Here is a 25,512-nt window from a genome sequence, read left to right as displayed (position 1 = left end):
AAGCCCGAGGATGACGTCGCTTCGGAAAAGCGCCGTTCTTTACATCGTCGACTTGGGCTCGGCGTCGTTGACGTTGACGCGGAAGAGGCCGTCCTTGATCTCCTTTTCCTTGAGCAGGACGAGCTCGATCACCTCCGGCGACACCACCTTCGGGTCCAGCGGAGCGAGGCTCGCGCCGCCCTCGGCCATGTAGCTGTAGGGTCCGTAATCGGCGGCAGCGAAGGTGCCTTCCGTGACTTCCTTGATCGCCTTGTCGATGGTCGGCTCCATCTGCCACAGCGCCGAGGCGATCACCGTGCCGGGGTACTGGCTGGAGGTGTCGATGACATTGCCGACCGCCTTCACGCCGCGCTCCTTGGCGGCATCGGACACGCCGAAGCGCTCGGCGTAGAGAATGTCCGCGCCCTTGTCGATCTGGGCGAAGGCGGCCTCCTTGGCCTTGGGCGGATCGTACCAGGAGTTGATGAAGGTGACGATGAACTTCACGTTTGGGTTCACCGACTGCGCGCCTTCCATGAAGGCCTGCATCAGGCGGTTCACCTCCGGGATGGCGTAGCCGCCGACGAGGCCGATAACGTTCGACTTGGTCGTCTTGCCAGCCACCATGCCGGTGAGGAAGGACGGCTCGTGGATGAAATTGTCGAACACGGAGAAGTTCGGCTTGGTCGGTCCGAAGGACGAGCCCATGAGATAGGCGGTGTTGGGGTAGTCCGCCGCCACCTTGCGCGCCGGGCGCTCGACCGCGAACACCTCGCCCACCACGAGGTCCGCGCCCTCCTGCGAGTACTGGCGCATCACGCGCTCATAATCGGTGTTGGCGACGTTCTCGGAGAATTTGTAGGTGATGTCGCCGCGCGCCTCGGCGGCCTTCAGCGCCTTGTGGATGCGCGAGACCCATTGCTGCTCCACCGGCACGGTGTAGATGGCCGCGACCTTGATCGGCTTGGCCTTCGGGGCAGCCAAGGCCTCGCCGCCGAGGGTGGCAAGCGCCGCGGCCCCGGCGCCCAGCGCCAGCATCTGCCGCCGGTCCAGCATGGTTGAGGAAAAAAGCGGCAGGTTTCGAGACGACTTGCGCATTTTTGAAGACCTTCCTCGAGCAAAGGTGACGGCCCGCTGCCTTGCGGGCTCCTTGATGCAGACTTATGCGAACGGCATGCCATTTTCGAACTGATTGGTCCGAAAATTCACACCCGCGTTCCCTCTCGTTCCCAGACCGCGGCCAGATAGGTGCGCAGGAAGACGGGCACGGCCTCCGGCACATCCACCGGGCCGCGCACGATGATCACCTCGTCGATCTCGGGACGCGGCTCGCGGGCGATGAAGGCGCGGATCCGCGCGGCCACCGCATCGGCCGGCTCGCGGGCAACGATCTGGCGCATCAGCGCGATGCGCCGCGCGTCCACGAGCGCCGTCCAGCCCGCCGTAAGCGCAACGTCAGAGGCGGGAATACCCGTCTCCTCGCTGAACTCGCGCAGAAGGCTGCCTTCGAGATCGACGCGGCCATCGGTCGTCACATCGGAAAGGTCCGGCGTCCCGGCAGCGAAATAGACCCGCCCCGCATTGGCCGTCCACGGCGCCATGCGCGCCATGACGAAGGCGCCGTCCGCGCCGCGCAGCGCGCCCATGGCGAAGCCGTTGCGCAGCCTTGAATGGGAGGCCGGCGCGCCCAGCAGCCACAAGAGCGCGGCGTAGTCGCACTCGGAGTAGCGCCCGATGAGCGCATCGCCCTCGAAGCGGTGCTCGGCGAGGATCAGCACCCGCCCGTTCCACAGCGCCGGATTGGCCTTGAGGCGCTCGGCATAGAGGGCGTCGATGCCGGCGCGCTCCTCCGCCGAGAAGGCATGGGGCGCGGGCGTGACGCCCATCTCCACGCGGTCAATCTCGACGACCGCCGGCACGAGATTCCGCGCCAGGTTCACGCGCCCACCGCCCGCCGGCGCGCCGGCCGCTTCTCGTCAGACATGGCCTTCCTCACACATGGAGCACCCCCTCCGAGAGGATCACCGCGCCACCGCCGATGGTGACGGCGGAGAGCCCGCCATCCGCCACCTGCAGGCCGAGGCGCACGAGGCTCGGCCGCCCCATCTCGACACCCTGCAGGATGTCGAAGGCGTGGAAGCCATCGCCCGGCTTCTCTCCGGCGAGCAGCACGGCCGCCAGCGAGGCGGCGGCGGAGCCGGTCGCCGGATCCTCGTCGATGCCCATATTGGCGGCAAACATGCGGGCGCGGAAGTCACCCTCCCCGTCCTCGTCGCGGCAGAAGACGTAGATCGAATCCGCCCCGCCCCCGAAGGTCGAGATCAGCCGCGCCGCGCTCGGGCTGATGCGGGCGAGCGCCGAGCGCGAGGCCAGCGGCACGCAGACGAAGGGCACGCCCGCCGAGGCGACCACCGGGCGGTAGTCGTCGAAGCCGATGTCGGAGGTGTCGAGACCCAGCGCCTGGGCGCAGTCCTCGCGGCTCATCGGCTCGGCGTCGATGATCTCGGGAATACGCGGCACGGTGAAGGTGGCGCTGCCGGAACGCTCGCGCTTCACCGTGACGTGGCAGGTCACCGGGCCGACATTCTCCTCCAGCACGAAATCCGTCGAGGTCTCCACCCCGTCGCGGATGGCGAGCAGCACCGCCGCGCCGACGGTCGGATGTCCGGCGAAGGGCAGCTCGTGATTAATGGTGAAGATGCGCAGCCGGGCGCGGTTCTCCTCCTCCTGCGGCTTCAGGACGAAGACCGTCTCGGAGAGGTTGAACTCGCGGGCGATGGCCTGCATGTGGTTGCCGTCGAGCCCTTCCGTATCGAGCACGACGGCGAGCGGATTGCCGGACAGGGCCCGGTCGGTGAAGACGTCGAGGACGACGAAGCGGCGTGCCATGGCGGTCAGATCTTCTCCGGCGTGAAGATGCGGGACGGCGTGACGAATTCATCCTGGGCCGCGACGGTCAGGATCTCGCGCGATCCGGCCGCCGCCGTCCGGGCCAGCAGGCCATAGGCCGAGGACGCGGCCTTCGACAATGCCTCGGCGGTGGAATGCGTGGCCTTCCAGTGCACGAAGAACAGCGCCGCGATGGCATCGCCGGCGCCGTTGACGGAAATGTCGAGCTTCGGCGTGCGCACCCGGAAGCGCCCGTCAGGGCCGGACGCCATCAGGTCGATGGAGTCGGGCGGCGTATCCTCGGTGTGCAGGCTGGTGACCATGATCACCCGCGGCCCCTTGGCATGCACCGCGTCGCAGGCCGCCACCGCATCGGCAAGGGTCGCCGTGGAGCGCCCGGAGAGATAGTCGAGCTCGAACTGGTTGGGCGTGATGAGATCGGCGGCCGGCACCGCGCGGTCGCGCATGAACTCGGGTATGCCCGGCCGCACGAAGACGCCGCGGCCGACATCGCCAATGACCGGATCGCAGCAATAATGCGCGGCCGCGTTGGCCGCCTTCACCCGGCCGACGGCATCGAGAATGGCATCGCCGATCTCCGCCGAGCCCATGTAGCCGGAGAGCACGCCGTCGCAGCGCGGCAGCACGTTGCGGTCTTCCATGCCGCCGACCAGCTCGCGGATCAGCTCCGCGCCGAAGACCTCGCCGCGCCAGGCGCCATAGCCCGTGTGGTTGGAAAACTGGACGGTGTGGATGCCCCACACCTCGTGCCCGAGCCGCTGAATCGGAAACATGGCCGAGGCATTGCCCACGTGCCCATAGGCCACCCAGGACTGGATCGACAGGATGTTCATGCGAATACGCCCCAACCCGTTGAGAACGATCCGCGCTTAGCGCCCCGAAGGCAAGCGCTCAAACGAAATTACGCGCTGCCAGCCATAAGCGTTTTCGATGGGCCCCAAAGGCGGGACCGCAGGAGGCAGGACCGTGCGCCGTCGCCATGGCGACGGGACCGGCCAACCGGGAACGGCAGCCGAAGCGGCGGACCTTACCGCTCGTTGTCCGTCTCTCCGCTTCCCGCCGCGCCGCCCAGACCCTTCATCTCGTCGGTCTCGGCCACGCGCGGCCAGTGGTAGACGCCCTCGGAAGGATCATGCGCCTTGATCAGTATGGCGTGGAGGTTCCCCCAATAGCTCGGCCGCGGCGAGGCCATCAGCTTGCGGGCCAGCTCGGCGGAACAGGTCAGGGTGATCTGCATCGGCGTCACCTCGCGAATATCGGCACCCGACAAGCTAGTGCACGCGGCATGCCAGATGTTCCGAATCGCGCGGCAAATGTCGCTGCCGCACGCCGGATGGGCTTCGACCGCGCTCCCCGCGTACCGCTTGCCTCCCGCGCGGCCCCATGCCACAGCCATGGGCCATGACCGAGATGCTCTCCGCCGCCGCCCTCGCCCAGGCTGTCCGCGCCGGACACCTGTCCCCCGCCGATGTCGCCGAACGCTGCGCCGAGACCATCCGCGCCCGCGAGGTCGAGGTCCGTGCCTTCGCCAGCCTCGACCTCGACGGGCTGCTGGCCGCCGCGCGCAAGACGGGTCCGGGCGGCGTCCCCCTCGCGAAAACCGCGCTGGCCGGCCTTCCGGTGGGCGTGAAGGACATTCTCGACACGGTGGATTTCCCGACCGAACGCGGCTCGAAGCTCTATGCCGGCTACCGCCCCGCCACGGACGCCGCCATCGTGCGCATGACCGCGCGGGCGGGCGGCCTCGTCGCCGGCAAGACGGTGACGACCGAATTCGCCTTCATGCAGCCCAGCGCGACGCGCAATCCGCGCCGGACCACACACACGCCGGGCGGCTCCTCGGCCGGCTCGGCGGCGGCGGTGGCGGCCGGCATGCTGCCGATCACCATCGGCACCCAGACCGGCGGCTCCATCATCCGTCCCGCCTCCTATTGCGGCGTCACCGGCTACAAGCCCTCGTTCAAGCTGCTGCCGGTGCTCGGGCTGAAGCCCTTCTCCTGGTCGCTCGACACGATCGGCCTGTTCGGCGCCCATGTCGCCGATATCGCCTTCGCGGCGGGCGCCCTTACGGGGCGCGACTTCGCGCTCGACGGTGAGATCGCAGCACCACGCATCGCGCTGGTGAAGACCCCGCGCGCGCATCTCGCCGCCGAGGACGCCCACGCGGCGCTCGAATCCGCCGCCCATGCCGCCGCGCGGGCGGGCGCCCATGTCACGGCCATCGACCTGCCAGAAGCGGTCGAAGCCGGTGACGGCGCCCAGGCCGTCGTGCAGGGCTTCGAAGCCGCTCTCGCTTTCGCCGACGAATGGGACCGCCACCGCGACCAGCTTTCGCCGACTCTCTCGACCTATCTCGAAGGCGCCGCGCGCATCACACCGGAACAGTACGACGCCGCGCGGCGGGTCGCCCGGCGGTCGCGCCACGCGCTGGCCGACCTGTTCGCCGATTACGACGCGCTGCTGACCTTCTCCGTCACCGGCGAGGCGCCGGAAGGGCTCGGCTCCACGGGATCCCCGGCCTTCAACCGGCTGTGGACGCTGAGCGGCGCGCCCTGCGTGAACGTCGTCGGCCTGACCGGCGCCACTGGCCTGCCCATCGGCGTGCAGGTCGTCGGGCGCTTCGGGCGCGACCGGCAGGCACTGGAAGTCGCGCAGTTCCTCGAACGGGCCATCGCCGCGAACTGAGAGAGGGGACACGGAAATTTGGAGGTGGAGAGAAGTTCGCATTCAGTATATAAAAAACGTATATTAAGTGGAGATACTGATGACGAACCCCTTTCCGCGTTCTCTCTCCCGCCGCGCGCTGCTCGGCCTCGCCGCCGGCGCCGCCGCGAGCGCCGGCCTTCTGACCCATCTCCGGCGGGCGGCCGCCCAGGTATCTGACACGGCGCCCGACACGGTGCGCATCGGCTATCAGCGCTCCTCCACCCTCGTCGCCCTGCTGAAGGCGAATGGCGAGCTGGAGAAGGCGCTGGAGCCGCTCGGCGTGACGGTGACCTGGCACGAATTCACCAGCGGCCTGCCGCTGCTGGAGGCGCTGAACCTCGGCAAGATCGACCTCAGCGCCGACGTCGCCGACACGGTGCCCGTCTTCGCCCAGGCGGCCGGCGCCAAGCCGGTGTTCTTCGCCGAGGAAGCGCCCTCGCCCTCCGCCCAGGCCATTCTCGTGCCGGAAGGCTCCAAGATCGCCAGCGTCGCCGATCTGAAGGGCAAGAAGGTCGCCGTCACCAAGGGCGCCGGCAGCCACTACCTGCTGCTGGCCGCGTTGGCCAAGGCGGGCCTCGCCTTCAAGGACATCGACCCCGCCTATCTGACCCCGGCGGACGGGCGCGCCGCCTTCGTCGGCGGCAATGTCGACGCTTGGGTGGCCTGGGACCCCTTCCTCGCCACCACGCAGGCCCAATCCAAGGCCCGCATCCTCGCGGATGGCTCGAACGGGCTGGCCAGCTACAAGCGCTACTATCTCGGCTCCGAGGATTTCACCCGGAACGGGGACAAGGTCGTCGCCGTGCTGTTCGACCAGCTCAAGGCCAAGGGCGACTGGGTGAAGGCGAACCCGAAGGAAGCCGCCGCCCAGCTCGCCAGCCTGTGGAACATCGACGCCGCGGCGGTCGAGGTGGCGAACGGCCGGCGCAGCTACAAGGTCGGCGCCGTCACCAAGGACGGCCTCGCCGAGCAGCAGAAGATCGCCGACGCCTTCCTAAGGGAAGGGCTGCTGCCCAAGGCCGTCGACACCGGCGCGGTCAGCATCTGGCAGCCGGCCGGCTGACGCGGCACCGCGACGGGACGAGGAGGGCCGGCCGCTCACGCGCCGGCCCTTTTCATTGCGGGCCGACGAGACCGGCGATCTGGCCCCAGAGCGCGTCCTTGAAGCCGACCGCCGCCGGCGGGGCGAGGACGACCGGCGGATCGGGGTTCCTCCGCCCGTCCGGCATCAGCCGGGCGAACCAGATCTCGCCGTCCGTGTAGTAGGGATCGCCGCCGCCGTTGCGGCCGAACAGGGTCGGGCCGAGGCCCGTCACCTGATAGACCGTCTGCACCATCCCGACCGCCTTGAGATCGTCGATCAGCAGGTCGCGCACCGCATCGACATCGGGGCCGATATGGTGGGTGACGGCGCCGGTGTAATGGCTGAGGCCGACGCCCCGGTCGTAGGTCGCCGAGCCGAGCCAGACCGGCGCGCCCTCCTCGCCCCTGTCGAGCACCTTCCAGAAGCGCACGTGGTCGCGCCGGTCGGCGCTGCGCCCAAGCTCCTTCTCGAAGGCGAGGTCCTCGACGCGCCCGTCATAGTAGAGCGGGCTCACCGGCGCCTGCGGATCGGGACGGTTCAGCAGCACCGAACCGATGATGGCGATGCTGGACTTCAGCGTCACCGGATCGGCCGGCATCCAGCCCGCGGCGACCATGGCGCGGATGACATCCTCCCGCGTGCCGACCAGGCCGACATCGATGGGATCGCCCGGGATGCCCTGCCTGGTCTGCGTGACCATCGGCATGTGCCGGATGCCGGGCTGGCGCTCGTGATGCGTCCACAGGCGCGGCAGCATCACATAGGCGAGCGCCGCCCAGACCAGCAGGACGGCGAGCCCCCATTTCAGGACCCGCCTCGCACGACCTTCCACCCCGCCCATCGCCGCTACTCGGCCGCGACCGACTTGGTGCTGAGCGGGTCGTAGTTGAGCACCGGGGCAAGCCAGCGTTCGGCCTCCTCGACGCTCATGCCCTTGCGCGCGGCATAGTCCTCGACCTGATCGCGCTCGATCCGCCCTACACCGAAATAGGAAGCGTCGGGGTGAGCGAAGTAGAGGCCGGAGACGGCGGCGCCCGGCCACATGGCGAAGCTCTCCGTCAACTCGACTCCGATCTTAGAAGTCGCGTCGAGAAGCTTGAAAAGAATCGCCTTTTCCGTGTGATCGGGCTGCGCCGGATAGCCCGGCGCGGGACGGATGCCGCGATAGTTTTCTTGAATCAGATTCTCATTATCAAGGACTTCATCCGGTGCATAAGCCCAGAATTCGCGGCGCACGCGCTCATGCATGCGTTCCGCGAACGCCTCGGCAAGACGGTCCGCCAAGGCCTTGAGAAGAATCGCGGAATAGTCGTCATGCGCCGCCTTGAAGGCGTCCGAGCGCTCCTGCTCGCCGAAGCCGGTGGTCACGCAGAAGCCGCCGACGTAATCGGCCACGGCGGTACTCGCCGGGGCGACGAAATCGGCGAGCGCCAGATTGTGGCGCCCCTCCCGCTTGGCCATCTGCTGGCGCAGCGTGTGCAGCGTCGCGCGTTCGTCGGCGCGGGTCTCGTCGGTGTAGAGCACGATGTCGTCGCCCACCGTGTTGGCCGGCCAGAAGCCGATCACGGCGCGGGCGGTGAGCCACTTCTCGGCGACGATCCGCTCCAGCATCTTGCGCGCATCGTCATAGAGCGCGCGGGCGGCGGGACCGATCTTCTCGTCGTCGAGGATGCGCGGGAACTGCCCGGCAAGCTCCCAGGACTGGAAGAACGGCGTCCAGTCGATATAGGGCACCAGCTCGCCGAGGTCATATTCCTCGAACACGCGCGTGCCGAGGAAGGTGGGCACCGGTGCCCGGTAGGCGCCGAAGTCCAGCGCCAGCCGGTTGGCGCGCGCCTCCTCCAGCTTCACCCGCACCTTGTTGCGGTCGCTCTTCGCATGGGCGTCCGCCAGCTTGGCGTATTCGGCGCGGATGTTCGCCACGTAGTCCGGCCGGGTGTTGTCGTTGAGCAGGCTGGAGACCACGCCCACCGCGCGGCTGGCATCGGTCACGTAGACCGCCTGCCCGCGCACATATTGCGGGGCGATCTTCACCGCCGTGTGGACGCGCGAGGTCGTGGCGCCGCCGATCAGCAGCGGCACCTCGAAGCCCTCGCGCTCCATCTCGGAGGCGACGTGCACCATCTCGTCCAGCGACGGCGTGATGAGGCCGGAGAGGCCGATCACGTCCACCTTCTCGGCGCGTGCCGTCTCCAGGATCTTGGCGGTCGGCACCATCACGCCGAGATCGATGACCTCGTAATTGTTGCACTGGAGCACGACGCCGACGATGTTCTTGCCGATGTCGTGCACGTCGCCCTTCACCGTCGCCATCAGGATCTTGCCGGCGCTGGCGGCGTCGGTCAGGCCGAGCTCCTGCTTCTCGATCTCCATGAAGGGCATGAGATAGGCCACCGCCTGCTTCATCACGCGGGCGGACTTCACCACCTGCGGCAGGAACATCTTGCCGGCGCCGAACAGGTCGCCGACCACGTTCATGCCGGCCATCAGCGGCCCCTCGATGACGTGCAGCGGGCGGGCGACGGACTGGCGCGCCTCCTCGGTGTCGGCCTCGACGAAGTCGGTGATGCCGTTGATCAGCGCGTGCTCCAGCCGCTTCTCGACCGTCCAGGTGCGCCAGGTGAGATCGGCTTCCTTCTTCTCGCGACCGCCGCCCTTGAAGCGCTCGGCCAGCGCCAGCAGGCGCTCGGTCGAGTCCTCGCGGCGGTTGAGCACCACGTCCTCGCAGGCCTCGCGCAGCTCCGGCTCGATCTCGCTGTAGGGCGCGAGTTGGCCGGCATTGACGATGCCCATGTCCATGCCCGCGTGGATCGCGTGATAGAGGAACACGGCGTGCATCGCCTCGCGCACCGGCTCGTTGCCGCGGAACGAGAAGGAGAGGTTCGACACGCCGCCGGAGATGTGCGCGTGCGGCAGTTGCTGGCGGATCGCCCGCGTCGCCTCGATGAAGGCGACGCCATAGCCCGCATGCTCCTCGATGCCGGTCGCCACCGCGAAGATGTTCGGGTCGAAGATGATGTCCTCGGGGGGAAAGCCGACCTCGTCGACGAGGATGCGGTAGGCCCGCGAGCAGATCTCCACCTTGCGCTCATAGGTGTCGGCCTGGCCCTTCTCGTCGAAGGCCATGACGACGACCGCGGCGCCATAGGCGCGCACGAGGCGGGCATGGTGCTTGAACGCCTCCTCGCCCTCCTTCATGGAGATCGAGTTGACGATGCCCTTGCCCTGAATGCACTTCAGCCCGGCCTCGATGACGCTCCACTTGGAACTGTCGACCATGACCGGCACGCGGGCGATGTCCGGCTCGGCGGCGAGCAGGTTGAGGAAGGTCACCATCGCCTTCTCGGAATCGAGCAGGCCCTCGTCCATGTTGACGTCGATGACCTGTGCGCCGTTCTCCACCTGATCGCGGGCGACGGCCAGCGCGGCGGTGTAGTCGCCATTGGTGATGAGCTTGCGGAAGCGCGCCGAGCCGGTGACGTTGGTGCGCTCGCCGACGTTCACGAACGGGATCTGCGGCGTCAGCTCGAAGGGCTCGAGGCCCGACAGGCGCAGGAGCGGCTCGATCTCGGGGATGTCGCGCGGCGCATGCGGCGCCACCGCCTCGGCAATGGCGCGGATATGGTCCGGCGTCGTGCCGCAGCAGCCGCCGACGACGTTCACGAGGCCCGAAGCGGCGAACTCGCCGACCAGCCTGGCCATCGCCGCCGGGCTCTCGTCATAGAGGCCGAATTCGTTGGGCAGGCCGGCATTGGGGTAGGCGCAGACGAAGGTGTCCGAGATGCGCGACAGCGCGTCGATATGGGCGCGCATCTCCTTGGCGCCGAGCGCGCAGTTCAGCCCGATGGAGAAGGGCTGGGCGTGCCGCACCGAGTTCCAGAACGCCTCGGGCGTCTGGCCCGAGAGCGTGCGCCCGGAGAGGTCGGTGATGGTGCCGGAGATCATCACCGGCAGCCGGATGCCGCGTTCCTCGAACAGCCGCTCGATGGCGAAGATCGCCGCCTTGGCGTTCAGCGTGTCGAAGATGGTCTCGATCAGCAGGATGTCCGAGCCGCCATCAATCAGCGCGCCGGCCTGCTCGCCATAGGCGACGGCAAGCTCGTCGAAGCTCGTCGCGCGGAAGCCGGGATCGTTGACATCCGGCGAGATCGAGGCGGTACGGTTGGTCGGGCCGATGGCGCCGGCGACGAAGCGGCGGCGGCCGTCCTGCGCCTCGGCAAGCTTCGCGGCTTCCTTGGCGAGCCGCGCGCCCTCGAAATTGAGCTCGTAGACAAGGCTCTCCATGCCGTAATCGGCCATGGCGATGGTGGTGCCGGAGAAGGTGTTGGTCTCGACGATGTCCGCGCCCGCGGTGAAGTAGGCGAGATGGATGTCGCGCACCGCGTCGGGCTTCGTCAGGTTCAGGAGGTCGTTATTGCCCTTGAGGTCCCGGCTCCACGCCTTGAACCGCTCGCCGCGATAGCCGGCCTCGTCCAGCTTGAGCTGCTGGATCATCGTGCCCATGGCGCCGTCGAGCACGAGGATGCGCTCGGAAGCGGCCGTGCGAAGGGCGGCAAGGGTGTCGGCATGCGTCTCAGACATGAAGCGGCTCCTACTCCCTCTTCCCGGCGGGGAGAGGGTTGGGGTGAGGGGCCTCCGCGGACAGGATTTCCAGGATCCGCGACAGAACGCCCTCGATATTGTCGTTCACTTCGTTATTCCAGAACCGGATGACGAAATAGCCACTGGCTTCGATCACCCGGGTCCGTTCGGCGTCGGTCTCGGCGGCATGCTGGCCGCCGTCGGGTTCGATCACCAGCTTGGCGTCGGAGCAGGGAAGTCGACCGTGAAGCGATCGACCGGCACCTGCCGCCGGAACTTCCAACCATCGAGCTGCCGGTTGCGAAGACGCGACCAGAGGAGCTTTTCGACCTCGGTCTGATCACGTCGCAGACGTCTGGCTCTCTGAATCCGGTCGTTCAAAACCCCTCACCCGGCCCTGCGGGCCGACCTCTCCCCGACGGGGAGAGGTTAAGACGCCGCTCTCCTCACGCCGCCGCCTGACCGTTGCTCTGCCCAGCACTCTCCTGCGGCGGGCGGATGCCCAGCAGGTGGCACACGGCGTAGACGAGGTCGGCGCGGTTGAGCGTATAGAAATGGAACTCGGTGACGCCGCGATCAACGAGGTCGAAGACCTGCTCGGCGGCCACCGCGGCGGCGATCAGCTTGCGGGTCTCGGGGTCGTTGTCGAGTCCCTCGAAGCGCGAAGTCAGCCACGAGGGAACGTAGGTCCCCGTCTTCTCCGCGAAGTTCCTCGCCTGCTTGAAGTTCGACACCGGCAGAATGCCGGGCACCACCGGCACGTCGATGCCGCGCGCCCGTACCTTGTCGAGATAGGCGAAATAGAGGTCGTTGTCGAAGAAGCACTGGGTGATGGCGCGCGTCGCCCCCGCCTCGACCTTGGCGGCGAGGATATCGAGATCGGTGTCGAAGGACGGGCTCTCCGGGTGCTTCTCGGGATAGGCCGAGACCGACACCTCGAAATTGGCGATGCGGCGGATGCCGTCGACGAGATCGGCCGTCGTCCGATAGCCCTCCGGGTGCGGCTCATAGGCCTGCCCGACCCCACCCGGCGGATCGCCGCGCAGCGCCACGATATGGCGCACGCCGGCATCCCAATAGCCGCGCACCACCTCGTCCACCTCCGCCTTCGTGGCGGAGACGCAGGTGAGATGCGCCGCCGGCGCGAGCCGGGTCTCCTTGACGATGCGCTCGACCGTGGTGTGGGTGCGCTCGCGCGTCGAGCCGCCGGCGCCATAGGTCACCGAGACGAATTTCGGCGCCAGCGGCGCGAGCCGGGTGATGGAGTTCCAGAGCGTCGCCTCCATTTCCGGCGTCTTCGGCGGAAAGAACTCGAACGACACCGAAATGGGCCGCCCGCCGGAACGGCGGCTGCGGCGCTCGACATCCGACGACATCAGGCGACCTCCTGGGTCTGTTCGGCTTCTGCCAGCACGACGCGCGGGTCGCGGGCGAGCCAGAGCGAAACGGTGAGCTTGCCGTCGCCCTGGGGGGCGAGCAGGCGGTGGGACTGGAGGGAAAGACCAGCCTGGGTGAGCCAGCTCTCCATGATCTCCGGCGCGAAGCCGAGACGGCGATGGGCGTGCTGCTCGCGCAGGAATTCGAGATCGTGCGGGTCGAAGTCGACGACGAGCAGGCGCCCGCCCGGCCGCAGCACCCGGGCCGCCTCCTTGATCGCGCGCGGGGCGTCTTCGAGGAAGTGCAGCACCTGATGGATGATCACCACGTCGAAAGCGTCGCGCGGCAAGGCAAGATTGTAGATGTCGCCCTGCCGGACGGTCGCGTTGCGCACGCCGGCCCGCTCCAGATTGGCGCGGGCGACGGCGAGCATGTCGGCGGAGAGGTCGATACCGACGCCCCGCTCCATCTCGTCGGCGAAGAGCTCGAGAATGCGGCCCGTGCCGGTGCCGAGATCGAGCAGGCTGCCGATGCGCTGACCGGAAAGCGCGGCCTTTATCGCCGCCTCGACCTGCGCCTCCGGCGCGTGCAGGCGGCGAATGGCGTCCCATTCATGGGCGTGAGCGCGGAAATAGTCCTGCGCCTGCGCCGCGCGGGCGGCGCGCACCGCGTCCAGCCGCTCGCGGTCGCGCAGGAGGATGGCGTCGTCCGGCGCCATCAGCTCCAGCAGCGCGTCGGTCAGCGCCGCGCCGGGCATGTCGACGGCGCGGCGATAGAACACCCAGCTCGCCTCGCGGAAACGCTCCACCAGCCCGGCCTCGGCCAGCAGCTTGAGGTGGCGCGAGATTCGCGGCTGCGACTGGCCCAGAATCTCGGTAAGCTCGGAAACGGTCAGCTCGCCCTCGCCGATCAGCGCCAGAAGACGCAGGCGCGTGTCCTCGCCGGCCGCCTTGAGGCCGTCGAGCAAAAGCGCGAATCCCAGCGGGGAACCGGACACGTGACCTCCCGAAAAAAGATATAAAGATATCTTTATGTCTTATCTCACGATGATGCAAGAGGGTCCGGACGGATGCGCCCCGACGACGACGGACCGGAAAGGCCGCCCATGACGACGCATGACCGCGACAGCGTGGACGGAACGACCGGCTTCGGCATCCGGCCGGGCGAGGTCGCGGTGGAACTGCCGGCCGTGCCAGACGCCGGCCTCCATTTCATCGGACGCATCCGCACGCCCTGGAAGAGCCGCGCCAAGTGCCCGAAGAACGCCCGCGAGTCGGAAGCGGTGTGCACGGTCGAGGTCGCGCCCACCTTCCAGCCCGCGCTCATGGGCCTGGACGGTACCACGCATCTCTGGCTGCTCTATTCATGGACAAGGCGCCGCGCGACCTCGTGGTGCAGGTGCCGAGGCAGTACGGCCAGGGGCGCGGCACCTTCGCCCTGCGCAGCCCGGCCCGGCCGAACCCGATCGCGCTGAGCGCGGTGAGGCTGCTGGGCATATCGGAAGGAAAACTCTCGGTCATCGGGCTCGACTGCCTCGACGGCACGCCGCTGATCGACATCAAGCCCTACTTCGCCTCCACCGACTGCTTCCCCGACGCCGTCGTCGGCTGGCACCGCGAGCGCGGATCGGCCGAAACCTGACAGCGGGCGCAGGTTTCCGTTAAAGCATGTGTGACATGAATGCATCGGCCATGCACCGCACGCATGTCAGGGCTCACGGAGCCCGTTCCCGTCCCAGTCTGGTCTTGAACCTGCCTTGATCCTGCGTCATTCCGTGACGACACATTGAGGGACATTTCGGTCCCGGCAGATTCCCTTAAGGCTTGATGATGGTCGTTCGCCTCGGTTTCGCTCCCGCTGTCGCCTTCTCGGTCCTCGCCTCCATCGGCACCGCCAGCGCGCAGTACTATCCCTCCGAAGGACAGAATGCGGCGGCGCCGGATCAGTCCGCCTATGAGGCCTCCACGGGCAGCCGCGCGGTCGAGGACGTCGAGGTCCCCGCCGCCTACGACCCGTACGGCTCGTCCCAGACCCAGGCCGCGCCGCAGGCGAACACCTATGGCTCGACGCCTCCCGGCGTGCGCGATCCCTACGCCCAGCAGCAGCCAGCGGGCGTGCCCGGTACGGCCGCGAACGGCAACATTCCCCCGGGCGTGGCGCCGATCGCCAACGCGCCCTATAGCGACCCGAACCAGCAGCCGGCCGGCTATCCGCCGGGTGCCTATTCCGGCCAGCCGCCCGCGGGCATGGCCTCGCCCTACGGCGACAGCGCCGCCGCGCAGACCCACGGCCAGCCGGCGCAGGGCCAGCCCGCCGCTTCCGCGCCGCCGCAGAACCTCGGAAACAACTACGGTGCCAACGGTTCCAGCGTCGCCATGCTGCCGCCGGAAGACCAGCCGGAAACCGGCCCGCGCAAGGAACTTCCCGAGCACCTGAAGCATCAGGTCGTCGACTACGTGACGAAGGAAGCTCCCGGCACCCTCATCATCGATACGCCCAACACCTACCTCTATTACGTGCTGCCCGGCGGCAAGGCCGAGCGCTACGGCATCGGCGTGGGCCGCGAGGGCTTCACCTGGGCGGGCTCGGAGAAGATCAGCCGCAAGGCGGAATGGCCCGACTGGCGTCCGCCGGCGGAGATGATCGAGCGTCAGCCCTACCTGCCGCGCTTCATGGCCGGCGGCCCCGGCAACCCGATGGGCGCGCGCGCGCTCTACCTCGGCGGCACGATCTACCGCATCCACGGCACCAACCAGCCTTCGACCATCGGCCAGTTCATGTCCTCGGGCTGCATCCGCATGCTGAACGAAGACGTCGAGGGTCTCTACGACAAGGTGAAGGTCGGCACGAAGGTCGTGGTGCTGCCCGGCAATACGCCGACCGCGGCCTCGGCCGCGCCGGCGACCACCGGCTCGGTGCCGAACGCCACCGCCGCCATGCCGGTCGCCGATACCGGCGTCGCCGTCCGCTGAGCGGCCCGGCCTAGCGCGTCCAGAGCCGCTGCTCGGGCACGCGCACATCGATCCCGGTGCCGGCGAGCAGATCGCCGGCCCGCTCGACCCAGGCGACGAGGCCACGCAGCCCCTTCGCCGCCCGCACGAAGGCGAGGTCCAGTTCCTCCTGAGAGGGGAAATGGTCGCCGACCGCCCGGCCCGCATGGCGGCAGGGTGCGTTTTCGCCCTCCACCGCCAGCGCCGCGCCACCCGCAAAATGCAGGCGCGTGCCCGGCGGCAGCCGCGTCAGTCGCGATACGCCCTCGATCACCAGATTGGCGCCGATCCATTCGGGACGTACTTCCGGCACGCCGAGACGGCGGGCGATCTCGGCGAGTTCGTCCGGCGCGACGATGGACAGCTGGCGCGCATTGCGGATGGGCGTGCCGCGCGGATACCACGGCACACGCGAATCCGCCGGCCGGGCGTGGCCCGCATGACGATCACCCGGCACGCCCTCGAGCGTGACGGAAAGAGAGGGCACCGCGCGGGTTTCGAACCCCGCGCCGTCGGCGATCAGGGTGCCGGCAAGCCGCGCCTCGAAACGCTGCGGAGGAAGCGGAACCGGCTCCCCGAACAGATCGGCGCCCGGCGAATTGGAAGGAACTGTCATAAAATGGCCCCGGCCAACCTGAATCGCGACATTCCCTGACTACAGGAGAACGGCGCATCCTTATACGATGTGCCGCTCGTCACAGGACGAGTCGCTGGGACTGCGGGGGCTGGAAGTCGTTACCGTGCAGCCGGCGTAGCGAGCAAGGTGAGGATCGAACCATGTCTCTTTCTTCGGATTCCCCGACGCCGACCCCCGGCGGCCTCGTTGCCGGACAACTCTCCGAGCTGCGCGCCAAATGGGGCTGGTTCGTCGCCCTCGGCCTGCTGATGATCATTGCCGGCGCCATCGCGCTGGGCAATCTGGTGCTGAGCACCGTGGTCTCGGTGCTCTATATCGGCGTGATGATGGCCATCTCCGGTGGCGCCCAGATCATCCACTCCTTCCAGGTGAAAACCTGGGGCGCCTTCGCCTTCTGGCTGCTCGACGGCCTGCTCTTCCTCGCCGCCGGCATCGTCGCCATCGTGGTGCCGATGGTCGCCGCCGAGATGCTGACGCTGCTGCTCGGCGTCTCGCTGATCGTCGGCGGCGTGTTCCGCCTCATCGCCGCCTTCAAGCTGCGCCCGGCCGAGGGCTGGGGCTGGATCGCCTTTTCGGCCGTCATCGCCATCCTGCTCGGCATCGAGATCATCGCCGGCTGGCCGGTCAGCGGCCTGTGGGTGCTCGGGCTGCTGCTCGGCATCGACCTGATCTTCAACGGGGTCGCGGTGCTCTTCCTCGGCTTCGGCCTGAAGAAGTGAGCCGGGCGCGGTGAGTTCGCCTGCCGCCGTCGAGGCGGTCCATTCCGCGGGGCCGACCGGAAGGCCGGTCCCGCCCGAGCCGCAGACCTCCCCGGAAGCGCAGGCCGCGCCCGACAGGCAGCCGCCCTCCGTCGCCTCCGGCCGGGACCTGCGGCTCGACCTGTTCCGCGGGCTGGCGCTGTGGTTCATCTTCCTGAACCACATCCCGAACAATGTGGTGAACTGGATCACCAACCGGAACTTCGGCTTTTCCGACGCCACCGAGATCTTCGTCTTCATCTCCGGCTACACCGCCGCCATGGTCTATGGCCGGCAGATCGACACCAGCGGCACGATCGTCACCTCCGCACGCATCCTGCGGCGGGCGTGGCAGCTCTACGTGGCCTTCATCTTCCTGTTCGTCATCTATCTCGCCGAGATCTCCTACGTCGTCGGCAGCTTCTCCAACCCGCTCTATGCGGAGGAGATGGGCGCGCTGCAGTTCCTCGCCGAACCGGACGTGGCACTGGTCGAGGCGCTGCTGCTGAAGTTCCGCCCCGCCAACATGGACGTGCTGCCGCTCTACATCGTGCTGCTCGCCACCTTCCCGCCGATCCTGTGTGCGCTGAAATGGCGGCCGGACGCGACGCTGGCGGCCTCGCTGCTGCTGTGGCTCGCGGCCAATCACTGGGGCTTCAACCTACCGGCCTATCCCGAAGACCGCATGTGGTTCTTCAACCCCTTCGCCTGGCAGTTCCTGTTCGTGTTCGGCGGCTGGTGCGGCCTCGGCGGCAGCGACCGGCTGGGCGGGCTGGTACAGTCCCCCGTCATACTCGTGCTGGCGGTGATCTACCTGCTGGTCTCGCTCGTCGTGGTGATCAGCTGGTGGTGGCCCCCACTCGAAGGACTGGTGCCCGAGACGATCGGCGAGATCATCTACCCCATCAGCAAGACGGATCTGTCGCCGCTGCGGCTGCTTCACTTCCTGGCGCTGGCCGTCGTCGTGGTGCGGCTGATACCCGTCGCTTCGCCGATGCTGCGCTGGCGCCTGCTGCGGCCGATGATCCGCACCGGCCAGCATTCGCTCGAGGTTTTCTGCTTCGGCGTGTTCCTTTCCTTCGCTGCTCACTTCGTGCTCAATGAGGTCGACAGCTCGCTGACCATGCAACTTGTGCTAAGCGTGGCAGGCATCTCCTTAATGGTAGGTCTCTCTTACCTATTGTCGTGGTATGCTCGCGTTGAGCGCGATATTGCGGTGCGGAAGATGGCGGATCGGTCGGGTTGATCGTGAAACGCTGGATTGCAGGTATCATTCTCGGAACGGCCCTCGCCTCGGGGGGCGGCATCGCCGCTCATGCCGAGACGGCGAAGGTGTGCGCCGCGCCTTCCGCGCTGACCCGCGCCGGCTTTCCGCTGCCGCGCCTCGCGCGCTCGCTGGAGAAGAAGACGCCCACCACCATCCTGGTGGTGAACAGCGCCACCAACGTGAAGAAGATCGCCAAGCCCGGCGCCGAGAAGGACGCCACGCCGCGCAGCTTCCCGAGCTACATCGAGGAGACGCTGCGCGCGCGCTACCCGGACGGCGGCGTCGTCGTGACCACGCACAACCAGCCGCGCGCCACTGCCGAGTCGATCCTCGCCGACCTGCCCGCGGCGCTGGCGCAGACCAAGCCGGCGCTGATGATCTGGCAGACCGGCACCTACGACACCATCCTCGGCGCCGACACCTCCGCCTTCTCGGACGCGGTGAACACCGGCATCGGCTACGCGCATCAGGCGGGCGCGGACGTGATCGTGGTGAGCCCGCAATACAGTCCCCGCACGGCCTTCGCCTTCGACGTCGCCCCCTACAACATCGCCCTGCGCTGGGCGGCGCGCTCCAGCGGGGTACCCTTCTTCGACCGCTACAGCGTCATGCGGTTCTGGGAGAACGAGGGCATCTTCGATTTCGACAGCGCCCGCCCCTCTCCCTCGCTCTTCGAGGACGTCCATCGCTGCATCGGCCGGCTTCTGGTCGGCATGATCGTCGACGGCGTCGAGATGCGCACCCTCGGTTCCCGCTGACATGCGCCTCACCATGCGACACGCCATTCTCCTTGCCGCTGCCCTGGGGTTGGCGGCCCTGCCCGCCTCCGCGCAGAACCTGCTGCCGCCGGCGAAGAGCCTGATCCCGGCCACCTGCCCTTCCCCGAAGGCGCAGGACAAGCTGAGCGTGCCGCTGGCCCGCACGGCGGCGCGGCTGCGGGCCGGCGAGCCCGTCACCATCGTCGCCATCGGCTCCTCCTCCACCGCCGGCGCGGGCGCGACCTCGCGGGACGCCGCCTATCCCAGCCGGCTGCAGGCCATGCTGCGCGAGCGCTTCCCCGATACCGACATCAAGGTGGTCAATCGCGGCATCAACGGCCAAGACGCACCGGAGATGCTGGCGCGGTTCGACAAGGACGTCGCCGCCGCCAGGCCGACGCTGGTGATCTGGCAGTCCGGCGTCAACGCGCTGTTCCGCACCGACGGCCTCGCCACCGCCGAGAAGCTGCTGCGCGAGGCGATTGCCCGCGTGCGCGCGCTCGACGCCGACCTCGTGCTGGTCGATCCGCAATACGCCCCACGCGTGCTCGCCGACGCCGATATCGGGCCGATGATCCGGCTGATCGACACCATCGCCGCCGAGGAAGGCGTGGGCGTCTATCACCGCTTCGCGCTCATGCGCGACTGGCACGAGAAGGCCGGCATGGCCTTCGATTCCTTCCTCTGGAAGGACAGCTTCCACATGAACGACTGGGGCTACAACTGCTTCGCCCGCGAGCTCGGCCGCGCCGTCATCGCCAATATCGAGGCGCAGCAGCGTTCGGCGGACATCGCCCCATCGCCGAAGAGCCGGTCGAAAACGACGCCGGCGGCGGCGGCCGCCACAGCGGGAACGCCGCTCGCCCCGACGGCAACGCCGTAGTCCGCAAACAGCCGCGTCCGGGATAGGACTTCATCGGCTCGATCGCGGCGCTGCGACACCCTCCGGCGCCGACCGTCCACCTTCTGGATTGGCACCGCCCCTCGCCGAGCCCCCGGATCGCGCGATGGAAAAAGTTAGCCGGCATATGGCAGCTTCAGATTGCAGAAGCGGGGCAACGGCATATAAGTACTTGTACGCATGATCGGTTTCATGCGCATGGGAGAAAGCGTTGTTTTACAAGTATCTGGCGACCACGCTCGCCACTGTCGCCCTCGGCACCACCATCGTTTCCGCGCAGACGCCTCCTTCGGCCGACGACGCCGTCGCCATGGCCAAGAACCAGCTGGGCATTCTGGAGTACTGCAAGGGCAAGGGATATGTCGACGCGGCGACCGTCGACATCCAGACGCGGCTGATGGGCATGCTTCCTCCCGCGACGGACGCTTCGAAGGTCGAGGCGGCCTATCAGAAGGGCAAGAACGGCACGGTGTCGTCCATGGGGCAGGAAGTGAACCTCGCCGATGTGGCGAAGGCCCAGAGCACCGCCGAGGAAGCGATGTGCAAGCAGATCGGCGCCGCGGTGAATCAGGCCGCAGCCATGCTTCCGAAGTAACGACGACGCCGGGAGAAGGCAGCGAAACAACCTTCTGTCTTCAAATAGCCTGACGGAAATGGGCCGGCCGCCTCGCGGCCGGCCATCAGGCTACCAATTCCGATCCCCACTTCGCGCTCGTCGCCTCGCGCACGCGCTGCCGCTCGGTGGCGAGTTGCCGGATTTTCGGCTCTGCCCCTTTCCCGGAAGGGTCAGTCGCCGCCCTTGCCGGAGAAGGCGCCGCCGAAACGCTTCATCACCGCCTCGCGCGCGGCGAGCACGCGGCGTTCGTAATCCTCGGCCATCGGCTCGGTGAGCACGCTCTCCAGCCCGGCGAGCAGCGCCCAGAGGGCGGGGATCTCCGCCTCGTCCTCGATGAAGTCGACCAGCGCCTCGCCGTCGGCATCGTCCACCGTGCGGGAGAGGAACTCGAACAGCACGACCGCCACCGAGCGGTCGATGACCAGGGTGATTTCGTCGTTCGCCGCTTCGGCCATGCGTCATTTCCCATTCGCTGACTGTCCCCATCCTATCGATCCACGACGCGCCGATGACAAGCGGGGAACACCCCCCGGCTTGCTTTCGATGGCGCGTCGTGCTGTCGCTTGCACCGAGACAGGGAGGACGACATGGCGGCTGCGGACGAACTGGGCACGGTGCGCGACTTCGTGCGCTATGCGGTAAGCCGCTTCAACGCGGCCGAACTCACCTTCGGACACGGCACCACGACGGCGCTCGACGAGGCCGCCTTCATCGTACTGGAATCACTGCATCTTCCGGTCGACGACCTCGCGCCGTGGCTCGACGCCCGGCTGACCCTCGAGGAGCGCACCCATCTCGCCGCGCTGATCGACCGGCGCTGCACCACGCGCCAGCCCGCGGCCTATCTGCTCGGGCGCACCTATATTCGCGGCGTGCCGTTCCGCTCCGACAGCCGGGCGATCGTGCCGCGCTCCTTCATCGGCGAGCTGCTGGCGGGTGAGCTGTTCGGCGGCGAGGGTTTCGCGCTGGTGCCGGAGCCGGAAGACGTCGGCCGGGTGCTCGACCTGTGCACCGGCTCGGGATGCCTCGCCATCCTCGCCGCCATGATCTTCCCCAATGCCCGCGTGGATGCGGTCGACCTCTCGCCGGATGCGCTGGCGCTCGCCGCCGAGAACGTCGCCGAGCACGAGATGGGCGAGCGCGTGCGGCTTCTGCAGGGAGACCTCTTCGCGCCGGTGACCGGCGAGATCTACGACCTCATCATCACCAACCCGCCCTATGTCGACGCGGAGGCGATGGCGGAGCTGCCGGAGGAATACCGGCACGAACCGAGCCTCGCCTTTGCCGGCGGCCCGGACGGCCTCGACATCGTGCGCCGCATCCTCGCCGAGGCGCCCCGGCACCTCAGCGCGCAGGGCGGGCTGATCTGCGAGATCGGCACCGGCCGGGAGATACTGGAAGCGGAATATCCCAACCTGCCCTTCCTCTGGCTCGACACGGAGGACAGCGAGGGCGAGGTGTTCTGGCTCACCGCCGCCGACCTCAACGGCACGGCCGCCCTCGCCAGCCCGGCGGACAGCAGCACCAGCGATATCCGGGTGATCAGCCGCATGCCGCGGTGAGGCGTGGCCCGGGCTCGTCCAAGGACCGCAGGCGTTACCCGCCGCGACGCATGTGCTCCAGCACCTGCGCGTCCGGCCAGCAGTCCAGCGGCAGGCCGTTGGCCTTCTGGTAGGCGCCGAGCGCGGCCCTCGTCTTCATGCCGGCCTTGCCGTCGATCTTCTCGGCGTAATAGCCCTCTCGCGTCAGCACCTTCTGCATGAACTCGAGGTCGCGCGTCTTCACCAGCGCGATGTCCTTCCAGCCCTGTGCGAAGGGCTTGTCGTCCTCGATGCGGTCGGCGAGATGGCCGACATAGAGCACGTAGAGGTCCGCGAAGTTGTAGGCCTTCAGCACGAAGTAATTGGCCGGCGTGAGGAACGCAGGGCCGAAGGGGCCGGCGGGCATGATGATCGACGCCTTGTCCTTCATCGCCGAGGGCGGCACGCGCCGCCCATCCGCGATCTTCACGCCACGCTTGAGCCAGTCGCCGATGGTCAGCGTCACGTCGGGCTCGGCCTGCGTGCAGTCGAAGCCGGCGGGCACGGCGATCTCATAGGCCCAGCGCTTGCCCGGCTGCCAGCCCTTCTCCCGCAGCAGGCTCGCCGTGGCGGCCAGCGCCTCGGGCACCGAGGTCCAGATATTGGCGGTGCCGTCGCCGTCGAGGTCGACGCCATAGGTCAGATAGCCGGTCGGCAGGAACTGGGTGAGCCCCATCGCCCCGGCCCACGAACTCTTCATCTGCGCGCGGGTGACATGCCCCTCGTCGAGGATCTTCAGCGCGGCGAGGAACTCGGGCTGGAAATCGTCCTTGCGGCGGCCGACATAGGCCTGCGTCGCCAGCACGCGGAGCGCGTCATGGTTCAGCTTCGCGCCGCCGAAGGCGGTCTCGCGCGCCCAGATGGCGAGCAGCACCGAGCCCGGCACCCCGAACTGCCGCTCGATCACCTTGAGTTCCGCCGCATACTGGCCGGCGAGCTTGCGCCCGCGCGCCGCGTAGTTGCCGATGGCCTTGTCGGAGACATAGGCGGCCGGCGTCTGCACGAACTCGGCCTGCCCGTCCGGCTTCCTCGGCTTGCCGGGAATGGCGAGGTCGGGAAGCGAATAGTCCGGCTCCAGCCCGCGCGTCTCCCGTTCGAAGGTGGCGCGGGAAATGCCCATGGCCTGCGCCGCCGGCCATTGCGCGGCGAGCCAGCGGTCGAAGCCGGCGTCGGCGCGGGCGGGCGCGCTCGTGGTCGCGCTCATGGCAAGGAAAAGTAGGCCCGTCAGCATGCGTCGCATGATCCTGACATAGCGGAAAGGGCGGACAATGAGAACCGCCGCGCCCATGCCCCACGCCACTTGTGTTTTTCCGCCGGCTACGGAGGATGCAGCTATCGGCCCCCGCCCCTCTTGCCCCGCCCCTCCTGCCCAGAGTGCCGCCATGCTTCGACGTCGCGACCTCATCGCCGCTGGCTCCACCGCCCTCCTCGCCGCCTCCGTCATCCGTGTGCAGGCCCAGCAGCCGGCAACGCCGCCGGGCACGGCGGATGGCGGGGCGGCCCCATGGGATGACGGCCTCGCCCACCCCATTCCCTATCAGCCCGCACTGGGCGCGGGAAAGGAGCGCGGCCTCGTGCTCGGCGGCGGCGGCATCTATCTCGCCTCATGGATGGCGGGCTACATGCAGGCGCTGAAATCCAAGGGCGTCGATCTCGCCACCGCCGACGTCATCGTCGGCACCTCCGCCGGCTCGCTGATTGGCGCCATGCTCACCAGCGGCCATCTCTGGCGCTTCGGCGTGGAGCTCGACATCTTCACCGAGTTTCCGAAGATCTTCGCCCTGATCGTGCCGACCATGGCGCCGAATGCCAGCCAGATACGCGCCCGTCACATTGCCGACACCGCCGTGGCGGCCGACCCGGCGACCATCCAGGCGATCGGGCGCGGCGCGATGGCGGCCCGCAACGCCGATGGACCAAGCGACTATTTCAACGCGGTGAAGCGGGTGATCGGCGTGGAAAAATGGCCCTCCCCCAAGCTGCACACCACGGCGAACGACTGCTACACCGGCGAACGCATCGTGGTTTCCGCCGACGATGGCATCGAGGTGAACCATGCCTGCGCGGCGAGTTCGTCGCTGCCGGGCTCGATGGGCCCGACCTGGCTGAAGAACCGCCTGTGCATGGATGGTGGTATCTGCCAGACGAGCACCCACTCCGATGTGGTGGCAGGCGTGAAGAAGGCGCTCATCATCTCGCTGACCGATGGCGGCGCCGACGCGTCCAAGATCGGCCTGCGCACTTCCAGCCTGCCGAACACGCTGCAGCAGGAAGTGAGCGACCTGAAGGCGCAGGGCACCGAGGTGATACTGAAGGTGGTGGGGCTTATGCCCGGCACCACCCGCGTCGACAGCCTCATGGACCCGAAATGGATCGGCCCCTGCCTGAAGAACGGCAATGAGCGCGGGCTGGCGGATATCGAAGAGATGAAAGCCTTCTGGGGCGCCTGAGGCGCCGCTACCGTACCGCGACGATGAACAGGCGCGGGAAGCGCAGCAGGACCTTGCCGTCGAACCGCTCGGGATAGGCTTTGGCTACCCGGGCGATGTAGTCGGCGAGGAAGCCGGCGCGCTCCTCCTCGGAAAGCGGCGAGAGGAAGGTGCGCAGCCCCGTCGACTTGAACCATTCCGCGATCGCCGCCGCGCCGTCGAGCGGGTGGTTGTAGAGCGTGTGCCAGATGTCGAGCCGCCGCGCGAACGGCTTCAGCCGCTCGTAATACTCGGCCGGCGTCGGCAGCACGTCGCGCTGCGCCGCGCCGATCTTCGCCGCCCACGGGCCGCTGGCGGCTGTCTCGCCCATCAGGCGATGCGAGGGCTCGTTCACGTTGTCCGGCATCTGAACCGCCAGCACGCCACCTTCCGGCAGGGCGCGCAGGAGACGCTCCAGGACAGCGAGATGGTCGGGCACCCACTGGAACACGGCATTGCCAAACAGCACGTCGGTGCCCTCGGCCGGCGCCCAGTTCGAGATATCGGCCTGCTCGAAGCGGGCGGCGGGGAGGCGCGCCGTGGCCTGAGCCACCATGTTCGGCGAGGAATCGATGCCGGTCACCTCGGCCTGCGGCCAGCGCTCGACCAGCAGTTCGGTGGAGTTGCCCGGCCCGCAGCCGATATCGACCACGCGTCGTGGATTGGCGAGCGGCACCTGCGCGAGCAGATCGCGCGGCGGGCGCGTGCGCTCGTCCTCGAACTTCAGATAGAGCTTGGGATTCCAGTCCTCGGCAGCGCTGCGCATGGTCGTCCCCGGATCGAGCGGGCGCGACCATGCCGCATCCGCGCTCCCGCGCCAAGTGCGCAACGAAGAAGCGCCGCCAAAGCGAAAAGCCGGCGCGGATCACTCCGGCCGGCTTCCCTGATCGCAGGGGTCGTTCCCGGGACCGTTCCCCGGGG

23 protein-coding genes and 2 pseudogenes are annotated in these 25,512 nt (G+C 68.1%); 11 read left to right on the top strand and 14 right to left on the bottom strand.

What is annotated here, in order from left to right; translation table 11 throughout:
* Window positions 1–39: 39 nt before the first annotated feature.
* From FO470_RS07780 to FO470_RS07760, 5 genes are all read right to left on the bottom strand, one after another.
* Entirely contained in the window at window positions 40–1,077 is a 1,038-nt protein-coding gene (locus tag FO470_RS07780; RefSeq protein ID WP_144342375.1) for a BMP family protein, read from the bottom strand.
* Window positions 1,078–1,184: 107 nt separating this feature from the next.
* Window positions 1,185–1,919, bottom strand: a complete 735-nt coding sequence (locus FO470_RS07775; RefSeq protein ID WP_246659511.1) for an NUDIX hydrolase — start codon at window positions 1,917–1,919, stop codon at window positions 1,185–1,187.
* 52 nt (window positions 1,920–1,971) lie between these two features.
* Window positions 1,972–2,868 carry a PhzF family phenazine biosynthesis protein gene (locus FO470_RS07770; RefSeq protein ID WP_144342374.1) on the bottom strand — a complete coding sequence of 299 codons (897 nt, stop codon included), beginning with the start codon at window positions 2,866–2,868 and terminating at the stop codon, window positions 1,972–1,974.
* A gap of 5 nt (window positions 2,869–2,873) precedes the next feature.
* Entirely contained in the window at window positions 2,874–3,722 is an 849-nt protein-coding gene (gene pdxY / locus FO470_RS07765; RefSeq protein WP_144342373.1) for a pyridoxal kinase PdxY, read from the bottom strand.
* Window positions 3,723–3,916: 194 nt separating this feature from the next.
* A complete protein-coding gene (locus FO470_RS07760) occupies window positions 3,917–4,126 on the bottom strand; it encodes a hypothetical protein (RefSeq protein WP_144342372.1) in 210 nt (69 codons plus the stop codon).
* Between the two features lie 164 nt (window positions 4,127–4,290).
* On the opposite strand from FO470_RS07760, the gene FO470_RS07755 reads away from it, so the two are divergent.
* Window positions 4,291–5,574 carry an amidase gene (locus tag FO470_RS07755; protein WP_144342371.1) on the top strand — a complete coding sequence of 428 codons (1,284 nt, stop codon included), beginning with the start codon at window positions 4,291–4,293 and terminating at the stop codon, window positions 5,572–5,574.
* 79 nt (window positions 5,575–5,653) lie between these two features.
* Window positions 5,654–6,658 (top strand): aliphatic sulfonate ABC transporter substrate-binding protein, encoded by a 1,005-nt coding sequence (locus FO470_RS07750; protein WP_144342370.1) that lies wholly within the window; start codon window positions 5,654–5,656, stop codon window positions 6,656–6,658.
* Window positions 6,659–6,710: 52 nt separating this feature from the next.
* Here FO470_RS07750 and FO470_RS07745 read toward each other — a convergent pair whose 3' ends face one another.
* The 5 genes and pseudogenes from FO470_RS07745 to FO470_RS07725 form a co-directional block, all read right to left on the bottom strand.
* Window positions 6,711–7,520 carry an LssY C-terminal domain-containing protein gene (locus tag FO470_RS07745; RefSeq protein WP_144342369.1) on the bottom strand — a complete coding sequence of 270 codons (810 nt, stop codon included), beginning with the start codon at window positions 7,518–7,520 and terminating at the stop codon, window positions 6,711–6,713.
* A 5-nt stretch (window positions 7,521–7,525) separates the two neighbouring features.
* On the bottom strand, window positions 7,526–11,260 hold the full coding sequence (metH, locus tag FO470_RS07740; protein ID WP_144342368.1) for a methionine synthase: 3,735 nt from the start codon (window positions 11,258–11,260) through the stop codon (window positions 7,526–7,528).
* 10 nt (window positions 11,261–11,270) lie between these two features.
* Window positions 11,271–11,641: pseudogene (locus tag FO470_RS07735) on the bottom strand (endonuclease domain-containing protein).
* A 65-nt stretch (window positions 11,642–11,706) separates the two neighbouring features.
* A complete protein-coding gene (gene metF, locus FO470_RS07730; RefSeq protein WP_144342367.1) occupies window positions 11,707–12,636 on the bottom strand; it encodes a methylenetetrahydrofolate reductase [NAD(P)H] in 930 nt (309 codons plus the stop codon).
* Window positions 12,636–13,634 carry an ArsR/SmtB family transcription factor gene (locus tag FO470_RS07725; RefSeq protein WP_144342366.1) on the bottom strand — a complete coding sequence of 333 codons (999 nt, stop codon included), beginning with the start codon at window positions 13,632–13,634 and terminating at the stop codon, window positions 12,636–12,638. The genes metF and FO470_RS07725 overlap by 1 nt, the downstream gene beginning before the upstream one ends.
* A 108-nt stretch (window positions 13,635–13,742) precedes the next feature.
* Here FO470_RS07725 and tsaA point away from each other — a divergent pair.
* Window positions 13,743–14,278: pseudogene (gene tsaA / locus FO470_RS07720) on the top strand (tRNA (N6-threonylcarbamoyladenosine(37)-N6)-methyltransferase TrmO).
* A gap of 185 nt (window positions 14,279–14,463) precedes the next feature.
* Window positions 14,464–15,609: a L,D-transpeptidase gene (locus FO470_RS07715; protein ID WP_144342365.1), complete on the top strand. Its 1,146-nt coding sequence runs from the start codon at window positions 14,464–14,466 to the stop codon at window positions 15,607–15,609.
* Window positions 15,610–15,619: 10 nt separating this feature from the next.
* Here FO470_RS07715 and FO470_RS07710 read toward each other — a convergent pair whose 3' ends face one another.
* Complete coding sequence (locus FO470_RS07710; protein ID WP_144342364.1) at window positions 15,620–16,243, bottom strand: MOSC domain-containing protein; 624 nt, start codon at window positions 16,241–16,243, stop codon at window positions 15,620–15,622.
* A 161-nt stretch (window positions 16,244–16,404) separates the two neighbouring features.
* Between FO470_RS07710 and FO470_RS07705 the strand changes: the two genes are divergently transcribed.
* The 5 genes from FO470_RS07705 (at window position 16,405) to FO470_RS07685 (ending at window position 20,522) form a co-directional block, all read left to right on the top strand.
* Entirely contained in the window at window positions 16,405–16,983 is a 579-nt protein-coding gene (locus FO470_RS07705) for an HdeD family acid-resistance protein (protein ID WP_144342363.1), read from the top strand.
* Window positions 16,984–16,993: 10 nt separating this feature from the next.
* Window positions 16,994–18,247, top strand: a complete 1,254-nt coding sequence (locus FO470_RS07700; RefSeq protein ID WP_186291883.1) for an OpgC family protein — start codon at window positions 16,994–16,996, stop codon at window positions 18,245–18,247.
* Window positions 18,248–18,249: 2 nt separating this feature from the next.
* Window positions 18,250–19,026, top strand: a complete 777-nt coding sequence (locus tag FO470_RS07695; RefSeq protein WP_244616681.1) for an SGNH/GDSL hydrolase family protein — start codon at window positions 18,250–18,252, stop codon at window positions 19,024–19,026.
* A 1-nt stretch (window position 19,027) separates the two neighbouring features.
* On the top strand, window positions 19,028–19,909 hold the full coding sequence (locus tag FO470_RS07690; RefSeq protein ID WP_246659510.1) for an SGNH/GDSL hydrolase family protein: 882 nt from the start codon (window positions 19,028–19,030) through the stop codon (window positions 19,907–19,909).
* Between the two features lie 229 nt (window positions 19,910–20,138).
* On the top strand, window positions 20,139–20,522 hold the full coding sequence (locus FO470_RS07685; RefSeq protein ID WP_200837736.1) for a pore-forming ESAT-6 family protein: 384 nt from the start codon (window positions 20,139–20,141) through the stop codon (window positions 20,520–20,522).
* 191 nt (window positions 20,523–20,713) lie between these two features.
* Here the strand turns inward: FO470_RS07685 and FO470_RS07680 are convergent, their stop codons facing one another.
* Complete coding sequence (locus FO470_RS07680) at window positions 20,714–20,998, bottom strand: hypothetical protein (protein WP_144342362.1); 285 nt, start codon at window positions 20,996–20,998, stop codon at window positions 20,714–20,716.
* A gap of 132 nt (window positions 20,999–21,130) precedes the next feature.
* Between FO470_RS07680 and prmB the strand changes: the two genes are divergently transcribed.
* A complete protein-coding gene (prmB, locus tag FO470_RS07675; protein WP_144342361.1) occupies window positions 21,131–22,105 on the top strand; it encodes a 50S ribosomal protein L3 N(5)-glutamine methyltransferase in 975 nt (324 codons plus the stop codon).
* Between the two features lie 34 nt (window positions 22,106–22,139).
* Here the strand turns inward: prmB and FO470_RS07670 are convergent, their stop codons facing one another.
* Window positions 22,140–23,354 (bottom strand): lytic murein transglycosylase, encoded by a 1,215-nt coding sequence (locus FO470_RS07670; protein ID WP_418655045.1) that lies wholly within the window; start codon window positions 23,352–23,354, stop codon window positions 22,140–22,142.
* Window positions 23,355–23,505: 151 nt separating this feature from the next.
* Here FO470_RS07670 and FO470_RS07665 point away from each other — a divergent pair, with 151 nt between their 5' ends.
* The gene (locus tag FO470_RS07665) at window positions 23,506–24,573 is read left to right on the top strand and encodes a patatin-like phospholipase family protein (protein ID WP_186291882.1); all 1,068 of its coding nucleotides are present in this window, start codon (window positions 23,506–23,508) and stop codon (window positions 24,571–24,573) included.
* Window positions 24,574–24,580: 7 nt separating this feature from the next.
* Here FO470_RS07665 and tam read toward each other — a convergent pair whose 3' ends face one another.
* The gene (gene tam, locus FO470_RS07660) at window positions 24,581–25,357 is read right to left on the bottom strand and encodes a trans-aconitate 2-methyltransferase (protein ID WP_144342358.1); all 777 of its coding nucleotides are present in this window, start codon (window positions 25,355–25,357) and stop codon (window positions 24,581–24,583) included.
* Window positions 25,358–25,512: the final 155 nt, after the last annotated feature.

Origin of the sequence: Ancylobacter moscoviensis (assembly GCF_007559435.1) — a bacterium.
GTDB lineage: Bacteria > Pseudomonadota > Alphaproteobacteria > Rhizobiales > Xanthobacteraceae > Ancylobacter > Ancylobacter moscoviensis.
Note: the sequence above shows the minus strand (reverse complement) of the source record. Positions and strands in the feature narration are given on the sequence as shown.